Origin of the sequence: Chryseobacterium sp. Leaf405 (genome assembly GCF_001425355.1) — a bacterium.
Lineage (GTDB): Bacteria > Bacteroidota > Bacteroidia > Flavobacteriales > Weeksellaceae > Chryseobacterium.
In genome coordinates this window covers 162267-179704 of the sequence record NZ_LMQN01000015.1, presented here as the reverse complement: position 1 = coordinate 179704, position 17438 = coordinate 162267, and the positions used below count along the sequence as shown (strand labels likewise).

Here is a 17438-nt window from a genome sequence, read left to right as displayed (position 1 = left end):
AATTTTACTACATAGATCACTCAAATATACCAAAACGGTGGAAATGACATTTACATGAACATCACACCTTACTGGGATGGCGAAGATGATTTTTTAACATTGAAATTATGAAGATATCAAACATTTCCCGAACTTAAAGAAAATGACACTTTTCAGCAACGATCCTAAAGTATATGAAGATCTTCAACTAAAAGGAATCGAAGCCGTTCCTCTATAAAAAGAGTGGCAAAACAGAAATTTAAAGCGTCATGGAATATTTAACATAAATTACATAGAGATGGGAGAATTACATGGAGTAACGCAGTTAAAACCAAGAGTAATTTTAGGTGGCGCTATTTTGCAGGTAAAAAAAGAAAAAGAGAAAGAATTTTTAGAAAAATATGCTGATGAACGAATTCACACAAGTGAATGGGGAATTTTTAACAATACTTTTGCTGTAATTTCCGATGATGGAATATTAGAAAGATGTGCCATGTATTACGAAGATAAAATAATCAATTTTAAAAAACCTGGAATATATATACAGATACAAGGCCAGAGTAAATCTGGTCCTGGCGGCAATGATTATATAGATTTTATGAGCAATTTGTCTATTTATTTAGAAGATGCTTTGTTTTGCGTGTATTATTTTGATAATATTGATGAATACGAAATTAAAGAAGGAGTATTAAATTATCAGTATAAAGGCAAATTCCATTATTTTGAAGACTATCTTCTTTCTGATTATGCCTCATCACCGAAAATTATTGCCGATTATTATGCAGAAGAAATTTATGAATTCCAACTCCGTTATGAAGAATTGATAAGAATGGAAGATGACCCAAAAGAAAGATATGATTCTGAAGATTATGAAGAACTTCTGGATAAGTTGAATAACTATAAAGATTTTCTGCCGGTAGATAAAGCAGAAGAATGTGTATCCTGGTTAAAAGAACAAGTAGCAAGCTATCAATAAAAAAACAATGAGTGAATTTTCAGGGTATGAAAAAATGCCCAACAACTTAAAAAAATTAGGTCTTAGCGAAAGCGATTTTTCCAAAATGGAAAAATTAAAATGGGTGGTTACGGAAAAAGTTCATGGAGCCAACCTCAGTTTTGTTTATGAAAACAGCAATTTGAAATTTGCCAAAAGAAAAGAATACCTCAGCTGGACAGACAATTTTTTTGGTTTCCAATTGGTGGTTAGTAAATTAGAAGATCATATACTCCCCCTTTTCGAAAAATTAAGCAAAGAAATAACCGGAGAAAAATATATTGTTTACGGAGAATTGTTCGGTGGCAAATATCCTCATCCGGAAGTCAATCCTGAAAAAGATCTCCATGCAATTCAGACCGGCGTATATTACACTCCAAATATTGAATTCTGTGCTTTCGATATTGCTATTGAAACCGATGGTTCAGGTTCCAAATATTATTTGGATTATGAAACTTCAGTAGCTTATTTTAATCGGTTTGAAATATTTCATGCACAGCCATTATTGATCGGAAAATTCAACGAAGCGATGAACTTCAATATTAGAATCAATTCTTCTATTCCTAAAGAATTCAACCTCCCTGAGTTACAAAATAATTTAATTGAAGGTGTTGTGATAAAACCTTTCAATCAGAAAGATCACACCCCATTTTCAAGACCAATCATCAAATTAAAAAATCCTGAATTCGATGAAGAAGAGAAATTCCATGAGGCAGAAAAATGGTCGTTCATCCCCAATATTTCCTCTAAAACAGAAGATTTGTCTTTTATCGTAGAAGAATTGAGAAACTACGTCACTCAAAACAGATTAAAAAGTGCAATATCTAAAATAGGTACGCTAGATCTGAACAATCAGCTTCGGGTTTCTGAAATTAAAACAGAATTTTTAGAAGACGTCATTACAGATTTTAATGAAAACAACGACCATCTTTTAAATGATTTATCTTCTGACGAAAAAGAATGGATTGTTGAAAGAATGAATGCTGAGATTAATAAAATAATGAGTTTATAAAATAAAGTCTCTTTACACTCATTTTAAATTTAGCCGAAAAAAATACACTTAAAAAATGTCTGCATTTCCAGTAATAGCTTCCATCGTATCAGAAACCGCATTAGCTGAATTTATAAAAGAAAAATATCCGTTAGAAGAAAATATTGATTGTAAATTGTTCAGAACAGGCGTTAATCACACCTATTTTATTTCTGATAGTCAGACAAAATTTTTTGCTCGCATTTACTGTCACAACTGGAGAACGAAGTCTGAAATTCAGGAAGAATTAGAACTTTTACTCTTACTAAAAGATAATGACCTTGCGGTATCATATCCCATTCCCGATAAAGAAGGAAACTTTATCCAGGAAATCAATGCTCCGGAAGGTGTGCGACATGCCGTACTTTTCACATTTGCAGAAGGTAAGAAAATGCGATTCATGAGTAATGAATCCTGCTTTGCTGTCGGTTCGTTGATGGCAAAAATTCATACCATAACAGCAGGTAAAAAAATCAACAGAACAGATTATAATTCCGAAGTTCTTCTACACCAGGCTTATCATCACATGATCTCTTTCTTTTCTGAAGATTTGGATGAAATGCAATACATCAGGAAAATTGGAAATCAAATATCAAAAAGTTTCGAAGAAGCAAATTGGGCAGAACATCAGAAAGGAATAGTTCATCTCGATATTTGGTACGACAATTTAAGTGTAAATAATCAAGATGAGATTACGATCTTCGACTTTGATAATTGTGGAAATGGAGAACTTATTTTAGATGTCGCTTATTTTTGCAAACAATTATTTTTTATCGAATCAGATAAAGAAAAATATGAAAATAAAGTGCAAAGTTTTTTAAATGGCTACCAACAAATAAGAGGTTTATCTGAGAAAGAAATTCAATTAATTCCCGAGGCAGGAGCATCTATCTTCATATTTTATCTTGGGGTACAGGCACAAAGATTTGATTGGTCTAATATATTTTTCACGGAAAATTATCTTAAAATGTTTGTCGGAAGAATAAGAAATTGGATGGATTATTATGAATCAAAAAAGTAATTTTGTTAATCTTAATTTCATTTATAGAAATATATTTTACGCAGAAAGAAACCTCACATTGCAACTTCGGAAAGAAATTTCTATTGTTCTTCATAATATAAAACCGCTCTGTTTTTACAGAACGGTTTTTTGTAATGATCAAAAATGTAATACAATTCATTGCAAAACTGTCTTACTATTAAATCAGGAACTACTGACCTGTTTTAAAATTAAAACAATATGAAAAAAAGATTCTTTTTGATTTTATTAACTGCTTTTTTCGTTAATACTATTTCGGGGCAGGAAATAAATAATTTCTTTTCAACACTCTCCAACAATAAGATGTTTAATGGCAGCGTTGTCATTTCCAAATCCGGAGAAAACATTTTTTCCCATACTTACGGGTTTTCTAACATCGAAAAGAAAGAAAAAATCTCCGATACTTCTCAATTCCCAATTGCTTCCATTACAAAAACATTTACTGCAACAGCAATACTTCAGCTTAAACAAAAAGGAAAACTCAAGATTGATGATCCGGTGCAAAAATATCTTCCGGAATTTCCTTATCCAAATATCAGCATCAAACAATTGCTGAATAATACTTCAGGATTGGCACAAGAGTATAATTTATTCGATGTGATTATCAAAGAACAGCCGGAAAAAATCATTTCCAATTCTGATATTATACCGACTTTCATTCGTTTCAAAACACCAATTTCATTCTTACCCGGAAGCAAATGGGAATACAACAATGTAAATTTTTGCATTGCCGCACTGATTATCGAAAAAGTATCAGGAATGAGTTATGCTGATTATTTAGAGAAAAATATCTTCAAGCCTGCGAAAATGAAAAATTCATTTGTTCCGAATGACAGGAAAGTGAAAAGTGTAAATCAGGTAGAATTGTACACCTACCCAAACTTTTACTCGACCGATCTTGTGAATACAAATAGCTTAAAAGAAACTTTTTTAATCGTTGAAAGAAGCAACTTTTATGGAAATGGAGGAATTGTAAGCACCGCTTTAGACTTACAAAAACACCAAAATGCATTATTTACTTACCAAATTTTAGGCAATAAGGAGTTAGAAGAAGCTTTAACAGCGACAATACTCAACGATGGGAAAAAAGTAACCTACGTAATAGATGGGCAAGAAATAAGTTACGGTTTAGGATGGGGAATGTATACCGATGAAAGCAACGGAAAAATTGTCTTTCATGATGGGTTTATTACCGGATTGACCTCTATTTTAATTCATAATCTTAAGAAAAATGAAACTGTGATTCTTTTATCTAATACAGGAAATACTTCCGTTTTTCCTTTATCCAATACCGTTTTTCAAATACTTGATAACAAAATGTATGCAATTCCTGTACAAAATCTTTCAAGAATCTATGGCAGTTTATTGGAAAGTGGAAATAAAGAAAAAGCGAATCAGCTGATCGAAGGATATTTAAAAAACCCGGAAAGTTATAACGCAACGGAAAGAGATTTTAACCGATTGGGCTATCAATTTCTCAGACTTCAAAAAAATGAAAATTCTTTACAGGTTTTCCATTTGGCAACATTAATTTTTCCAAAAAGTTCAAATATATTCGACAGTTATGGTGAAGCATTACTTCAAGATGGTAAAAAAGAAGATGCCCTTAAAATGTATCAAAAATCTTTAGAATTAAATCCTGAAAATACCAATGCGAAAGAAATGATTCTTAAAATCGAAAAACTTTTGGGTCAATAAAATTAAAAGCTCTATCTCAGAACTGAGCTAAAATAGTAACCCGTTTTGTTTTTCAAAGCGGTTTATTATTTTTTCGTAGTTTAGTTATACCAATACCCTAATGAACTGTTATTTTTCATTAGCACAAAATAGACCCATGAAAAACATTCAGCAGGAAGATATACACATCATCAGCCGTCACAGCAATCTCACAGAAAAGGAAATCGAAAATAGATAAAGACGGAAACAGCTTGTTAGTCGGACTTTATAATGAACAATTGAAATACATAAAATAAATTCTTTGAAAAATTTCATCTCCAAACTTACCGTATTTCTTGCTTTAGGAATACTCGCCATTATTATCGGAATAATTTTTTCGATCGTTGCCTTCAACAGTGTTTCTGCGCAGGATGGTCTGGCAGGAATTTATATATTATTCGGATTAATTCCTGTTCTAATCATCATTATTTTAGACCGGATATTCGTCTGGAAATTCGGAGCTTAGAAAGTCAATAAAGTTCAACTTTACATTATAGGTATATTAGCGTTACTTTTTATCTTGAATTGGATCAGGTTACAGATTCAGTAATTTCAAAAAACTTCTTAAATGAGTCATTGGTTTTATTAAAAATCAGTCCGAATTAATTAAAAGCACCTCTAATACATACAATAACTGCTTTTATCTCTTGAGCAATTTTTTACTGTATCTATTTTAATAAATTAATTATACTTAAAATCACATAAATAAGGTTTGTTTTTATTTACCTTTAGCGAAAATTAAAAACATGAAAACAACTCTATTTTTTATGCTGGCAGCTTACGGACTTTGTTCGGCTCAAGCTACAATTACCAAAGCTTTTAACGATCCTCTTGCGGGTGAAACAGCAAGTTATTTAAACGTGAGCGGAACCCCGAATAATTCTGCAACAGGAGCAAATGTAACGTTTAGCAATGCATCTTTGGCTTTAGGTGCTGCTGCTCCGACGACCTATTCTACTCCAACGGCAGGCGAAATTTCAACTTTTCCAGGCTCTACGTTGAAAATGGTAGGCGGCGGAAGTACCATTTATTACAAACAATCAGCCTCAAAATTAGAAATCACAGGATTGGTGACTTCTGATGCAACGCTGAATCTTTCTACCAATAACGGAACATTTATTTCCTATCCTGCAGCTTTTGGTTATTCCGAAACAGATCAGGCACAGGGAACATTCACCTCTTCTGCTGCGAACGGTTTATGTAAAGGAACAATTACTCTATCTGGTGATGCATGGGGGACTTTACTGTTAGGATCATCTACTTTTAACAATGTATTGAGGATTAAATCTGTTCAGGTTTTTAATCTTCATTTACCTAACGATACAACGTTTATTTTCCCAATAGGAAGCATTACGAATACATCTTATTCTTATTATGACAGTTCTCATAAATTTGCTTTATTAACAACGATACAAACCGTTGTCAATGTTCCGGCATTAGGAATCAACAATCAGACGACAAATGCTGCACAAGCTTTGAATTTGATAACATTGTCAACAGGAGAATCTGCTGCAAAAAAGACAGGATTGAAAATATATCCAAATCCGGCTCAGGATTTTATCGAGTTTAAAGGAGAAAACGGAAATTATTCAACCGCGAAAATTTACAGTTTAGACGGAAAATTAGTAAAAACATCAGATCTAAAATCAGGAAAAGTACAGGTTTCAGATCTTCCTTCTTCATCTTATTTCATTGAAGTTTCAGGAAAAGACCAAAAAGCAGAAACTTCGAAATTCATCAAAAAATAAAAGTTTATAATCCTACATAGTTTGTCTCTAACTTTAAAAAGAATGACTAAACTTTAGCCCCGATTGCAGTGAAAATCCTTTTTTGAAAAAAAGATTGCAACGGAAAGCGGGAATAGCTTCAAATAAAAACAAAATCCGCCCGGAAATTTTTCTGGGCGGATTTTTTACGATTAAATCTAAAAATTAAAAAGTCGCAGCCGGAGCCGTTGAATTGTTCAGTTTCTTTTGTAAATCTATGTTTTTACCTTTTGAAAAATCATAACTTAGCCCTACAATAAACATCGATTTGTTGTTCATAATCTGGTTAACACGGCTGTAATTTACTAAGCTTTCAGACAAACTTTTGGTTTTATATTCAGAAGGCATCCCGATCCAGTACATTCCTGCTCTGAACGTCCATTCTTTCTTTTTGTAATTAGCAAAAATATGATTCTGATTTTCGTTTGTAGCTAAAAAAGCCCCATTCAGCGTATACACTGGAATATTCAACTGATATTGAAGGCTGAAAGATTTATATTCCGAAGACAAAACCAGATTATTCGCCAGATAATTATTCTTAATTAAAGCTCCGTTACTCGTTCTGATCGTTTCCGTAGCGGGAGTCAAATTCAATTTTGCTATCAATAAACTATTTCCGAACGGTTTATAAGAACCCGATAATTGTACTCCAAACTGTTGAGAGTTTTTAGCATTTTCATATGTTAAAGCATATCCGAAATTTTCATCGGCAACATAATACTGATTGATCGTTTTGTCGGTATATCTGTAAAATAGATTCGCATTAAAATCAAAATATTTATTGTTGTATGAATAAATGAAATTATTCGCAAACATCTGCTGAGACTTCAAAAACGGATTTCCTTTCTGCACAATATTTGGCGCCATCTGTACAATATTGCTGCTCAAAGCCGCACTCCATGGGCTTATCGGGCGATAACTGCTCGTAAAACGCAAGCTCTGATTATCTTTTAACTGATAGCCTAAAATTATTTTCGGGGTAAATGACCATTGATCAAAAGTATTTTCTGCACTTTTATTATGAATATTCGTTAAACCTGCTCCCAATCGGTAACTGAATTTTTTAATTTTCCCAGAAAACTCAGTATAAAAATATTGTTCTAAATAATTGACACTGTATTCTGAAAAACCGGAAAGATTCTGCAAATCATTAGAAATATTAGTATTGGAAACCCGGTATCCGGATGCTAATTTTCCCACTTTGAAAGTATGCGTATGTGCCAATTCACCGACAATTCCTGTCTGTTTGGTCTGAAGATTCATATCATTATCGAAAACGGAATTTCCTGAAGAAATAACCCATTCTTTTGCAAATTCTACCGTGTTTGTTGTAAAGCTTGATCCCACGACATTCACACTGAATTCATCTTTTTTACCGATATTTTTCGAAAAATATAAGTCTAAAGTCGGCGTTGTATAATCAGACGAGCCGTTTTTCATCATCGCATGTTCTTCCAGAACATTGTCCTTTGTAAAAATACTACCTCCGTTTCCTTTAACGAAACTTGTAAAAATATCCACATTCATTTTCGCCTGAAAAGCATAATTTTCAGCAACCATTCTGGTATATCTCAAAGCAACATTCTGAAAGGTATATCCGAAATGATCCGTCTTATTTTCATCCGTTCGGTAATGACTTCCATCTAAATAGTAATCATAAATACTGTGAACTTTTCGGTTGTCATAATCCCTTAAATTAATCGAATATTCTAATCCGAAATTATTTTTTCCTTTAGTAAAATTAACATATGCAGAACCGTTTACAAAACCTGTATTCAAAGCCGAACTTACATCTGCTCCGAAAACATAGCCCATTTCTGTGGACCGTGTAATTAAATTCACCACAACATCTGCTCTCGTTGCCCATCTCGCCGGAGGAATATCATAATACTCCACTTTCACGACTTCTGCCGGAGCAACACTTCGGATCTGCATATCGGTGGCTTCAATTCCGTTGATTAAAAATAAAGTGGTTCCGCCTTTCGTACTTTTCAACGTATTGGCGATCGGGTCAATTTGTAATTCCGGTAATGTTTCTAATAAATCTTTTGCATATCGGGCTTTTTCCAACGCTTCCTTATCGAAAGTATACACCGCTTTGTCTGCAAACTGTTTTTTACGCTGAGCTTTTAAAATTACTCCTTGAATCTCTGTTATTTTGGTTGTATCGATGGTATCCGTCTTTACATTTTCCTGAGAAAACACAAAAATTCCACAAAGAAAAAATAAAGAACATATAGTTTTTTTCATATCCGAAAAGTTGAATAATATAATAAAGACAGTCAATATCCGACATTTATTACATTAAGATCAAATTAAAATTTTACATTAAAATATAAACATCTTATAAACAGAACCTTAATTTTTCACTAAAAAGTGTATTGAATTAATTTTTTGCCCGTTTTTTGCTTTGATTTCAGTAATCACCAAATCTTAAAATGTAAAGTCATGAAAAAATATCTCTTTCTCATTCCTTGCTTCATTTTCTCAGGGATGCAGGCACAGGAAACCTCAACTGCCGAACCTTCGGAAAAAATGAATATCATAAAAACGAATGTCACAGCGTATGTTTTCAGAAATATTAATCTTTCTTATGAAAGAGCATTCACGAACTGGTTTTCATTAAATATGGGATTCGGAGTGATGCCTGAAGGAAAAATTCCCTTCATCAATGTTTTTCTGAGTGATGAAGACGAAAAAAGATTTCAGAATCTTGAAGCGAAATCTTTTAATTTCACCATTGAACCACGATTTTATTTGGGCGCAGGGTACGGAAAAGGATTTTATATAGCACCTTATTACCGTTATTCAAAAGTAACTTCCAATACTTTTGATTTTTATTACGATTATTCATTCAGCGGAGCAACCTATCAGATTCCCTTGAAAGGTAATGGAAATGCCAATGGAAATAGTGGAGGAATCATGGTTGGAGCACAGTTCTTCCTTACCAACAGTCGGAATCTAGTCCTTGATTTATGGATTGCCGGAGCACATTACGGAGCCGGAAAAGGTGACTTTTTAATGACAAGTGACGTAGTTTTGACACCCGATATGCAGGCTCAATTGAAAAAAGAAATTGAAGATCTTGATATACCTTACGTAAATTATACTGTAGAAACCAATGCCAACGGAGCCAGAATAAAAATTGACGGACCGTGGATTGGTTTTAGAAGCGGAGTTTCTCTGGGATATAGATTTTAGACATTTTCATTTAAATATTTTTGAACCGTTCTTTTTAAGGGCGGTTTTACTTTGTCATTTTTATAAGAATTTACATCTTTTAATTATTTCAAAAAATGTATATCTTTCCCTCATGAATTCATCACAAATAACCACTGCCCAAAGAATCAAAGCCATTGTTGGCGGTTCGATTGGTAATTTAGTAGAATGGTACGACTGGTATGCATATGCAGCTTTCAGTATTTATTTTTCCAATTCTTTTTTTCCGGGCTCAAGCCTTACGGCACAATTATTAAATACAGCCGGAATTTTTGCGGTTGGTTTTCTGATGCGTCCCGTCGGAGGTTGGCTTTTCGGAAGTATTGCCGACAGAATCGGTAGAAAAAAAGCAATGACATTTTCGGTTTTATTAATGTCATTCGGGTCATTACTGATTGCGCTTACACCGACCTATGAAACCATTGGAGTTTTTGCACCTATTCTATTATTGATCGCCAGATTATTGCAAGGTTTAAGCGTTGGCGGCGAATATGGAGTTTCGGCAACTTATCTCAGTGAAATGGCAACCAGTAATCGAAGAGGATTCTATTCAAGTTTTCAATATGTGACATTGATTGGCGGGCAATTAATTGCGCTGGGAATTCAATTGATTTTACAAAAATTATTACTGACAGAATCACAACTGGAAGATTGGGGTTGGAGAATTCCTTTCTTTATCGGTGCTCTTTTATCGGTAATTGCTTTATATTTAAGATCAAATCTTCATGAAACTGAGGCTTTTGAAAATAAGAAAGACCTCAACGAAAAGAAAAAAGGTTCTGTCAGAGAATTATTAAAACATCCAAAAGCGTTATTAACGGTTGTAGGATTAACGCTGGGCGGAACATTAGCATTCTACACGTACACTACATATATGCAGAAATTTTTGGTGAATACAGTTCATCTTACGAAAGAACAATCTACATTAATTTCGTTTATTTCATTATTTATTTTCGCTTGCCTGCAGCCTGCTTTCGGAGCTTTGTCTGATAAAATAGGAAGAAGACCTTTGCTTCTGAGTTTTGGAATTTTGGGAACAGTTTTCACCTATCCCCTTTTGAATGCTTTAAGCATGACGACTTCAATGTGGGGTGCATTCTTCCTTATTATGTCGGCTTTAATTATTGTAAGCGGTTATACATCGATCAATGCTGTGGTGAAAGCAGAACTTTTCCCTTCGGAAGTGAGGGCATTGGGAGTTGGATTACCGTATGCTTTGACGGTCGCAATCTTTGGAGGAACTGCCGAATATCTGGCACTTTGGCTGAAGCAGGAAAATGTGGAGCATTATTTTTACTGGTATATTACAGCCTGCATTTTCTTTTCTTTAGTTGTGTATGCCAGAATGAAAGACACCAAAGAAACTTCAACTTTAGATAAAGATTAATTTACTATAAGGATATAAAAAGTTTCGGCGCAGATTCTCTGCGCCGAAACTTTTATTTTTAATGATAAGCCTCCTTAAATTTCTGGAGAATATTATCCAGATTATGGCGCTGTACATATACACTTTTTATATCTTCATACCTCGGAGATTTGTAGAATACCTCATGAAAATCCATACTTCCGTTTCCTACTTTTACTACTTTTTGTACGTCGATATTTAATTTTTTTAATTCATCTTTGAAAACCTGAAATTCGTCATGAATATTTTCCATCTGTATTTATGTATTTAGTTAAAAAATTACTATTTATTATCAAACACCCTACCAAATTTTAGGGGTCGCGTTTAAATCCACATTAAAGTTAATGAATTTATTCATATAAATATAACAATATGTTAATAATTTATTAAAATATTCAAACTCTGAAAGATAAATTCGTATCATTACAGCAGATTTCTTAGATTTACCACTTTATAAAAGTTTCAACAATTTCTTACAACTATGAATAATAAAGCATTTTTCACATTTTTAATGCTCGGTTTTTCCTTCTTCTTATATGCTCAGGAATTTTCTGCACCGGATTATGATCTTATTAAAAAAAATATCGAAAACAAGAAGTCTGAATATTATTATCCCTCTCTTTTAAAAAAGCTGAAAGAAAATGATACTGTTTTTACCGTAGAACAATATCGCCATCTTTATTACGGATATACTTTTCAGAAAAAATACAATCCTTTACACATAAGTAAAAATGAAGATCTGATTCGGGAATATTATAAAAAGGAAAAATCTGACACCAAAGAGTATCCTAAAATTATAAAAACGTTCAGGGAAGTTTTGGCTGAAGATCCTTTAAACATAAGAGCGATGAATTTTCTGGCGTATATCTATAATCTAAACGGCGAAGAAAGTATGGCGGCAAAAGTATCTGCCAATTTTCAGGGAATTTTTGGAGCTATAATGTCTTCGGGAGACGGGCTGAAATGCGAAACAGGTTTCCATGTCATTGCCGTTTCTGATGAATATGTAATTCTGAATATTTTTGAAATGCAGGGTTCGTCTCAAAGCTTTGATAAAAAATGTGACTACATTACATTTGAAGCAGATAAATATAAAGTTCCGGGAATGTATTTTGATGTGAGTGTAATGCAAGAAAAAAAGTAGTTTGATATTCTCAAACTACTTTTTTCTTATAATATAATGATAAGTTAAGACTATTTTTCTTCCTCTTCAAGTTCTACTTCATGTCTCAACTGTGCTTTGTATAAAGTGGAATAATATCCGTTTTTATCTAAAAGCTCCAGATGTTTTCCTTCTTCAACGATTTTCCCATGTTCCATGACGATAATCTTATCGGCTTTCTCAATGGTTGAAAGTCTGTGAGCGATGATAATTGAGGTTCTGTTTTTGGTAATTTTTTCGGTTGCCCGTTGGATTAATTTTTCACTTTCATGGTCGATGGAAGATGTCGCTTCATCTAAAATTAAAATCTTCGGATCTGACAAATAAGCCCTTAAAAACGATAATAATTGTCTTTGCCCCAAAGAAATAGACGAACCTCTTTCGCTTACCACATAATCGTAACCACCGGGAAGCTGTTCGATAAACTGATCGACTTCAATTTCTTTTGCACCCGCTTTTATTTTATCTAAAGTAATGGTTTCGTCACCAAAAGCCAGGTTTTCAAAAATACTTCCGTGGAATAAGAAAACATCCTGTAATACAACTCCGATGTGACTTCTCAGATTATACAATTCATAATCTTTTAAATCAACATCATCAATGAGTATATTTCCGGAATTAATATCATACAATCTTGTAATTAAACTGATAATTGTAGATTTTCCAGCTCCGGTTGCACCGACGATTGCGACGGTTTCTCCGGGATTTACTTTAAAATCAATTCCTTTCAGTACCTCTTGTTTTTCGTCATACGCAAAATGTACTTTTTTGAATTCAATCTTTCCGTCGAAGTGATCTTTCTGCACTGTTCCTCTGTTGGACATCGCATAATCTTCATCCATAATTCCCAGTACCCTTTCAGCTCCGACAATACCTCTCTGAATATTATTGAATCGGTCTGCAATCTGTCTCAAAGGACGAATTAACATCGAAATATATTGAATAAAAGCAATCACCACCCCCGCACTGATCGTAATATATCCTCCATAGAAAAGGATAAACCCGATGAATAAAGAGGAAATTAATTCAACCACAGGAAAGAACAATGAGAAAATAAAAACGGTTCTCAGCAATGCACTTTTCAGGGTAATATTAATATCATCAAACTTTTTAAACTCAGATTCCTGTCTGTTGAATACCTGAATAATTGACATTCCCGCCAATCTTTCCTGAACAAAAGAGTTTTGATTGGAAGTCCAGTTTCTTTCGTCACCAAAAGCTGTCTTCAGTCTTTTCTGGAAAAATCTTGTAATCACAACCATCAACGGTAAAATTGCCAGCGTAATATAACTTAAATGCACATTGGTGCTGAACATCATCACCAATACAAACACAATTCTCAGCACGTCTCCGAAAACCATCAGGAATCCGTCTGTGTAAACTGTTGCAATGGTTTCAACATCACCCACAGCTCTTGTAACCAACTGCCCGATTGGTGTTTTATCGAAGAAAGAGGTTTTAAAATAAATCAGTTTGTTATACAATCTTTCTCTGATATCTCTGATTACATTTTGGGAAATATAATTGGAAAAATAGACTAAGAAAAAGTTTAAAATAGTTTCCGCAAATACTAATCCTACCAAAAGATAGATGTGCCTCATCATTAAAGCTTTATCTTTCAGTTTTGTGATGTCATTATCTACCACCTGCATGGTAAGATAAGGTCTGTAAGTAGAAACTAATGCCAGTATGATGGAGATGATTAAAGTAAGGATGAACCAAGAACGAAACTTCATTCCGATAAAGAACAGCCTCTTTACAATTCCCCAGGTATCTTGTTTTTTCATTGTACGAATTGAAGAAAAGAATTAAAATAAAATTCTATGCAAAAATAAGACTTTATAATTTCTCCGCCTTTACAAGTTCATGAATTCATGATGAAAATTTCTGATGAGTGTTATTTATGAGGTAGATGAGCCGGTGAGGTCGTTAACCGTAAAATATACGTTCTGAACCCCAACTGACACGTCAAATATATGTTTGTACACGTTAATGATAAGTAGTAATAGGTCCGTAACCCTTCTCTTGAGGTCTTTTGATGATGTGGCGGGGTTCTGTAGAGATTAATTGATGAGTTAAACCCGTAATTTCAGGTTATTGAGTACTTCGGATAGGTCATGTTGCCTATATGAAGGTGTAAAATACATCTCCGGATGATGGAGGAACGCCGGCAAAGTACTTCGGAACGTGTCCGGAATATTACATTACCTGTACTGAGCGTTAAAAGTATTCAGCAGTTGGATAAAAGACCTCAGCATAAGACTGCGGAGCGTCAACATAATGGTATATCACAAAAAAATCGCAGAAATATCCTACGATTTATTTTAAACAGGTAAAAAATGTTTACTAATTCACCTTCTTCAACCATTCCAAAACATATCCCGCAACTTCTTCCCAATTTTTTTCACCTGCAATAAAATGACTTCTTCCGGGAAATTCTTTAAAATCGACAATGCTATTTTTATCTTTATAAGAGCCTGCAATTTTTTTAGTAAATGCTGATGGGAAAATATTGTCGTTAGCCCCACCGATGAATAATAACGGTGCGTGAGGCTTTTGTAAATCTAATTTTGCAGAAGATTTGAATAAGGGATCTTTAGCCAGTTTTCTGCTTTCCGGAGCGGCAATGGTTTCGTATAATTTATCGCTTTCTTCTTTAGAATAATTATTGAAAAATGCTTTATGGTACCATTCTTTTGATCCTAAAAACACAGTATTTCCTTTGAAGAAATTCACTACAGGCCAAACAATTTTCACTGTAGAAAAAGGAGCCATATTATTTTTTGGAGGAGCACCGTCGATGCTTACTCCGGCAACTGCTTTCCCCATGTCGATTAACTTTTGAACCATTAATCCACCGAATGAATGCCCGATAATAATGGGTTTTTCAGGAAGTGTGTCAATAAATGTTGATAAGTATTTTACCACATCGTCGAAACCTACATCTTTAAGATCTGCCGGAATATTTTTCTTTAAATCAACAGGATTCCCGGCATGTCCCGGATTTGCAGGTGTGTGTACAGTGTAGCCTTGTGCTTCGAAATAAGTTTTCCATTCTTTCCAGCTTGTATTGTTCACAAATAACCCATGAATTAATACGATAGTTTTTGTTTTCATAACTTTTATTTTTTGTTGGTTTTAAATTATGAGACAAAGTTCCGTGAATAAAATGATGATAATTTTAACCTTGGTTAAAATCGTATTATTTACCCGAAATTCTTTTTCGGATTCTGCTCAGAGACGGTCCCTGAATTCCTAAATAAGAGGAAATATGATACAAAGGAACATTGTTGAAAATATCAGGATGCTGCTTGATTAGGTCAAGATACCTTTCTTCAGGCGACCTTAAAATAAACCCTTCGATTCTGCTCATGGTTATATTAAAAGCTTCCTGTGCCAGCAACCTTCCGAACTTTTCCCATCGATGTGACTGGTGATACAATGCAAGCAAGTCGGTATATCTGATATAAATAATAGAAGCATCTGTCAACGCTTGTGTATGATAATCACAGGGCATCTGATTGATAAAACTTTTAAAGGAAACTACAAAACCATTGGCAGAATACAGGAAAACATTCTTCTCCTCCCCCGTTTTTTCATCAATACTATACGAACGGAAAGCCCCGTCAATAATAAATCCGAAATAGGTGCAAACTGTTCCGCGAAGATTATAGAAATCTCCTTTCTTGTAATTTTTGGGCAGCCAGCAATCTTCAGATAACTTGAAATCATCTTCCGTAAGTCCGGCAAAATGACTGAGGGCAAAGGCTAGTTTTTCGATTTCATCCATGGTTTTTTAGTTTTTGTGTTAAAATAAAATGGCGACTGGAAACCAGCCACCATTATTTATTAAAATTCTTTTTTTCCTATCTCTTCTATTTCATAAGATGGCTTATTAATTTGCTCTTTTATAAATTTATTTTCAAGCAATTTATAAATTCCGTAAACCGTTCCTAACGCAATCAGCCATCCAATAAGATTCACTAATGAAAACCCTGTATAATTAATATTATCCAAGGATGAAGGATCTGTAATCCCTTTGTAAAAACCATACGAAAATCCAAAAATTAACTGAGCTCCTAAGTAAACTCCTAAAGCCAAAAGACCATAATGCCATTTTGTTTTTCCAAATCTTTCTGCAAGACTCGCATAATATCTGTAAGCGGCTATTAAAATGAAAATTCCAATCATATTGTTATTAGTTTAGATCATCAAATGTATTTAAATATTTACTAAACACAAATTTCTGAGGCAGATAAAACATTTAAATACTATTTAAAAAATCTTAGAATAGCTAAAGTTTTAATCAAAATCATACCCAACATCCACCAAATATAAACCATGAGCCGGCGCAGAAGTCCCTGCCGAATTTCGGTTTTTATTTTCTATGACTTTTCGTAAATCTTCGGGCTGTATTTTCCCGGAGCCGATTTCTACCATGGTACCTACAATCGCTCTCACCATATTTCTTAAAAACCGATTGGCTGAAACGGTGAATTTCAGTTCGCTTCCGTTTTGTTCCCACTCTGCTTTGTACATTGTACAGAGATTGGTTTTATTGTCAGTGTGGAGTTTCGCAAAACTGGTAAAATCTTCATATTCGAATAAAATTTTACAGGCTTCGTTCATTTTGTTAATATCTAAAGATTTTCTCCAATGCTGCCAAGCCGATTCTTCGGTGAAAGGATTTTTTTCCAGCGAAATATAATATTCATAGGTTCTGAAAGTGGCATCAAAACGGGCATGAAAATCATCCTTCACCGGAAAAATTCTTTTAATGGAAATATCTTGGGGCAAAAAGCCGTTGAGCCTTCTTGTAAAATCCTGATCCAGTAATTTTTCTGTAGAAAAATGAGCGAAAATTTTCTTTGCATGAACTCCGGTATCTGTTCTTCCTGCTCCTGTTGTTTTAATTTCTTCCCGTAAAATCGTGGAAAGTGCTTTTTCCAGTTCTTCCTGCACTGAAATGGCATTCGGCTGAATCTGGTAACCGAAATAATTTTTGCCGTTGTAGGAAAATTCTATAAAATATCTCAATGTAAAAATATAACTCAGCAAAAATACTTTAATTTAATGATAATCAATAACAGATTTTTTCAATAAATATTGAAAACTAGTTACCACATTA

The 17438-nt window shown here is 33.8% G+C and carries 18 protein-coding genes; 11 read left to right on the top strand and 7 right to left on the bottom strand.

What is annotated here, in order from left to right; genetic code table 11:
• Window positions 1-15: 15 nt before the first annotated feature.
• The 8 genes from ASG22_RS21670 (at window position 16) to ASG22_RS10610 (ending at window position 6506) form a co-directional block, all read left to right on the top strand.
• The gene (locus ASG22_RS21670; protein ID WP_409991386.1) at window positions 16-111 is read left to right on the top strand and encodes a DUF6892 domain-containing protein; all 96 of its coding nucleotides are present in this window, start codon (window positions 16-18) and stop codon (window positions 109-111) included.
• A gap of 4 nt (window positions 112-115) precedes the next feature.
• Window positions 116-217: a hypothetical protein gene (locus ASG22_RS21665; RefSeq protein ID WP_409991385.1), complete on the top strand. Its 102-nt coding sequence runs from the start codon at window positions 116-118 to the stop codon at window positions 215-217.
• A 60-nt stretch (window positions 218-277) separates the two neighbouring features.
• Window positions 278-955, top strand: coding sequence for a hypothetical protein (locus tag ASG22_RS10640; protein WP_055983931.1), 678 nt, complete (start codon window positions 278-280; stop codon window positions 953-955).
• A 7-nt stretch (window positions 956-962) separates the two neighbouring features.
• A complete protein-coding gene (locus ASG22_RS10635; RefSeq protein WP_238586900.1) occupies window positions 963-1985 on the top strand; it encodes an RNA ligase family protein in 1023 nt (340 codons plus the stop codon).
• A gap of 55 nt (window positions 1986-2040) precedes the next feature.
• The gene (locus ASG22_RS10630) at window positions 2041-3024 is read left to right on the top strand and encodes a phosphotransferase (RefSeq protein ID WP_055983927.1); all 984 of its coding nucleotides are present in this window, start codon (window positions 2041-2043) and stop codon (window positions 3022-3024) included.
• Between the two features lie 219 nt (window positions 3025-3243).
• Window positions 3244-4740 (top strand): serine hydrolase, encoded by a 1497-nt coding sequence (locus tag ASG22_RS10620; RefSeq protein ID WP_055983922.1) that lies wholly within the window; start codon window positions 3244-3246, stop codon window positions 4738-4740.
• Window positions 4741-5020: 280 nt separating this feature from the next.
• Window positions 5021-5224: a hypothetical protein gene (locus tag ASG22_RS10615; RefSeq protein WP_055983919.1), complete on the top strand. Its 204-nt coding sequence runs from the start codon at window positions 5021-5023 to the stop codon at window positions 5222-5224.
• Window positions 5225-5504: 280 nt separating this feature from the next.
• Window positions 5505-6506 (top strand): T9SS type A sorting domain-containing protein, encoded by a 1002-nt coding sequence (locus ASG22_RS10610; protein ID WP_055983916.1) that lies wholly within the window; start codon window positions 5505-5507, stop codon window positions 6504-6506.
• 183 nt (window positions 6507-6689) lie between these two features.
• Here ASG22_RS10610 and ASG22_RS10605 read toward each other — a convergent pair whose 3' ends face one another.
• Window positions 6690-8774, bottom strand: coding sequence for a TonB-dependent receptor domain-containing protein (locus ASG22_RS10605; RefSeq protein ID WP_055983913.1), 2085 nt, complete (start codon window positions 8772-8774; stop codon window positions 6690-6692).
• A 198-nt stretch (window positions 8775-8972) separates the two neighbouring features.
• Between ASG22_RS10605 and ASG22_RS10600 the strand changes: the two genes are divergently transcribed.
• Both ASG22_RS10600 and ASG22_RS10595 read left to right on the top strand, forming a co-directional pair.
• Window positions 8973-9725, top strand: coding sequence for a DUF3575 domain-containing protein (locus tag ASG22_RS10600; protein ID WP_055983911.1), 753 nt, complete (start codon window positions 8973-8975; stop codon window positions 9723-9725).
• 112 nt (window positions 9726-9837) lie between these two features.
• Window positions 9838-11130 carry an MFS transporter gene (locus ASG22_RS10595; protein ID WP_055983908.1) on the top strand — a complete coding sequence of 431 codons (1293 nt, stop codon included), beginning with the start codon at window positions 9838-9840 and terminating at the stop codon, window positions 11128-11130.
• Between the two features lie 58 nt (window positions 11131-11188).
• Here ASG22_RS10595 and ASG22_RS10590 read toward each other — a convergent pair whose 3' ends face one another.
• The gene (locus tag ASG22_RS10590) at window positions 11189-11401 is read right to left on the bottom strand and encodes a hypothetical protein (protein WP_055983906.1); all 213 of its coding nucleotides are present in this window, start codon (window positions 11399-11401) and stop codon (window positions 11189-11191) included.
• A 228-nt stretch (window positions 11402-11629) separates the two neighbouring features.
• Here ASG22_RS10590 and ASG22_RS10585 point away from each other — a divergent pair, with 228 nt between their 5' ends.
• Window positions 11630-12292 (top strand): DUF4919 domain-containing protein, encoded by a 663-nt coding sequence (locus ASG22_RS10585; RefSeq protein ID WP_055983902.1) that lies wholly within the window; start codon window positions 11630-11632, stop codon window positions 12290-12292.
• A 50-nt stretch (window positions 12293-12342) separates the two neighbouring features.
• Here the strand turns inward: ASG22_RS10585 and ASG22_RS10580 are convergent, their stop codons facing one another.
• The 5 genes from ASG22_RS10580 to truA all read right to left on the bottom strand — a co-directional run bounded on the left by ASG22_RS10580 (window position 12343) and on the right by truA (window position 17368).
• Window positions 12343-14097, bottom strand: coding sequence for an ABC transporter ATP-binding protein (locus tag ASG22_RS10580; RefSeq protein WP_055983899.1), 1755 nt, complete (start codon window positions 14095-14097; stop codon window positions 12343-12345).
• Between the two features lie 559 nt (window positions 14098-14656).
• Window positions 14657-15427 carry an alpha/beta hydrolase gene (locus tag ASG22_RS10575; protein ID WP_055983896.1) on the bottom strand — a complete coding sequence of 257 codons (771 nt, stop codon included), beginning with the start codon at window positions 15425-15427 and terminating at the stop codon, window positions 14657-14659.
• 85 nt (window positions 15428-15512) lie between these two features.
• Entirely contained in the window at window positions 15513-16100 is a 588-nt protein-coding gene (locus ASG22_RS10570; protein WP_055983894.1) for a Crp/Fnr family transcriptional regulator, read from the bottom strand.
• Window positions 16101-16159: 59 nt separating this feature from the next.
• A complete protein-coding gene (locus tag ASG22_RS10565; protein WP_055983891.1) occupies window positions 16160-16501 on the bottom strand; it encodes a hypothetical protein in 342 nt (113 codons plus the stop codon).
• A gap of 111 nt (window positions 16502-16612) precedes the next feature.
• Window positions 16613-17368: a tRNA pseudouridine(38-40) synthase TruA gene (truA, locus tag ASG22_RS10560; protein ID WP_238586899.1), complete on the bottom strand. Its 756-nt coding sequence runs from the start codon at window positions 17366-17368 to the stop codon at window positions 16613-16615.
• Between the last annotated feature and the right edge of the window lie 70 nt (window positions 17369-17438).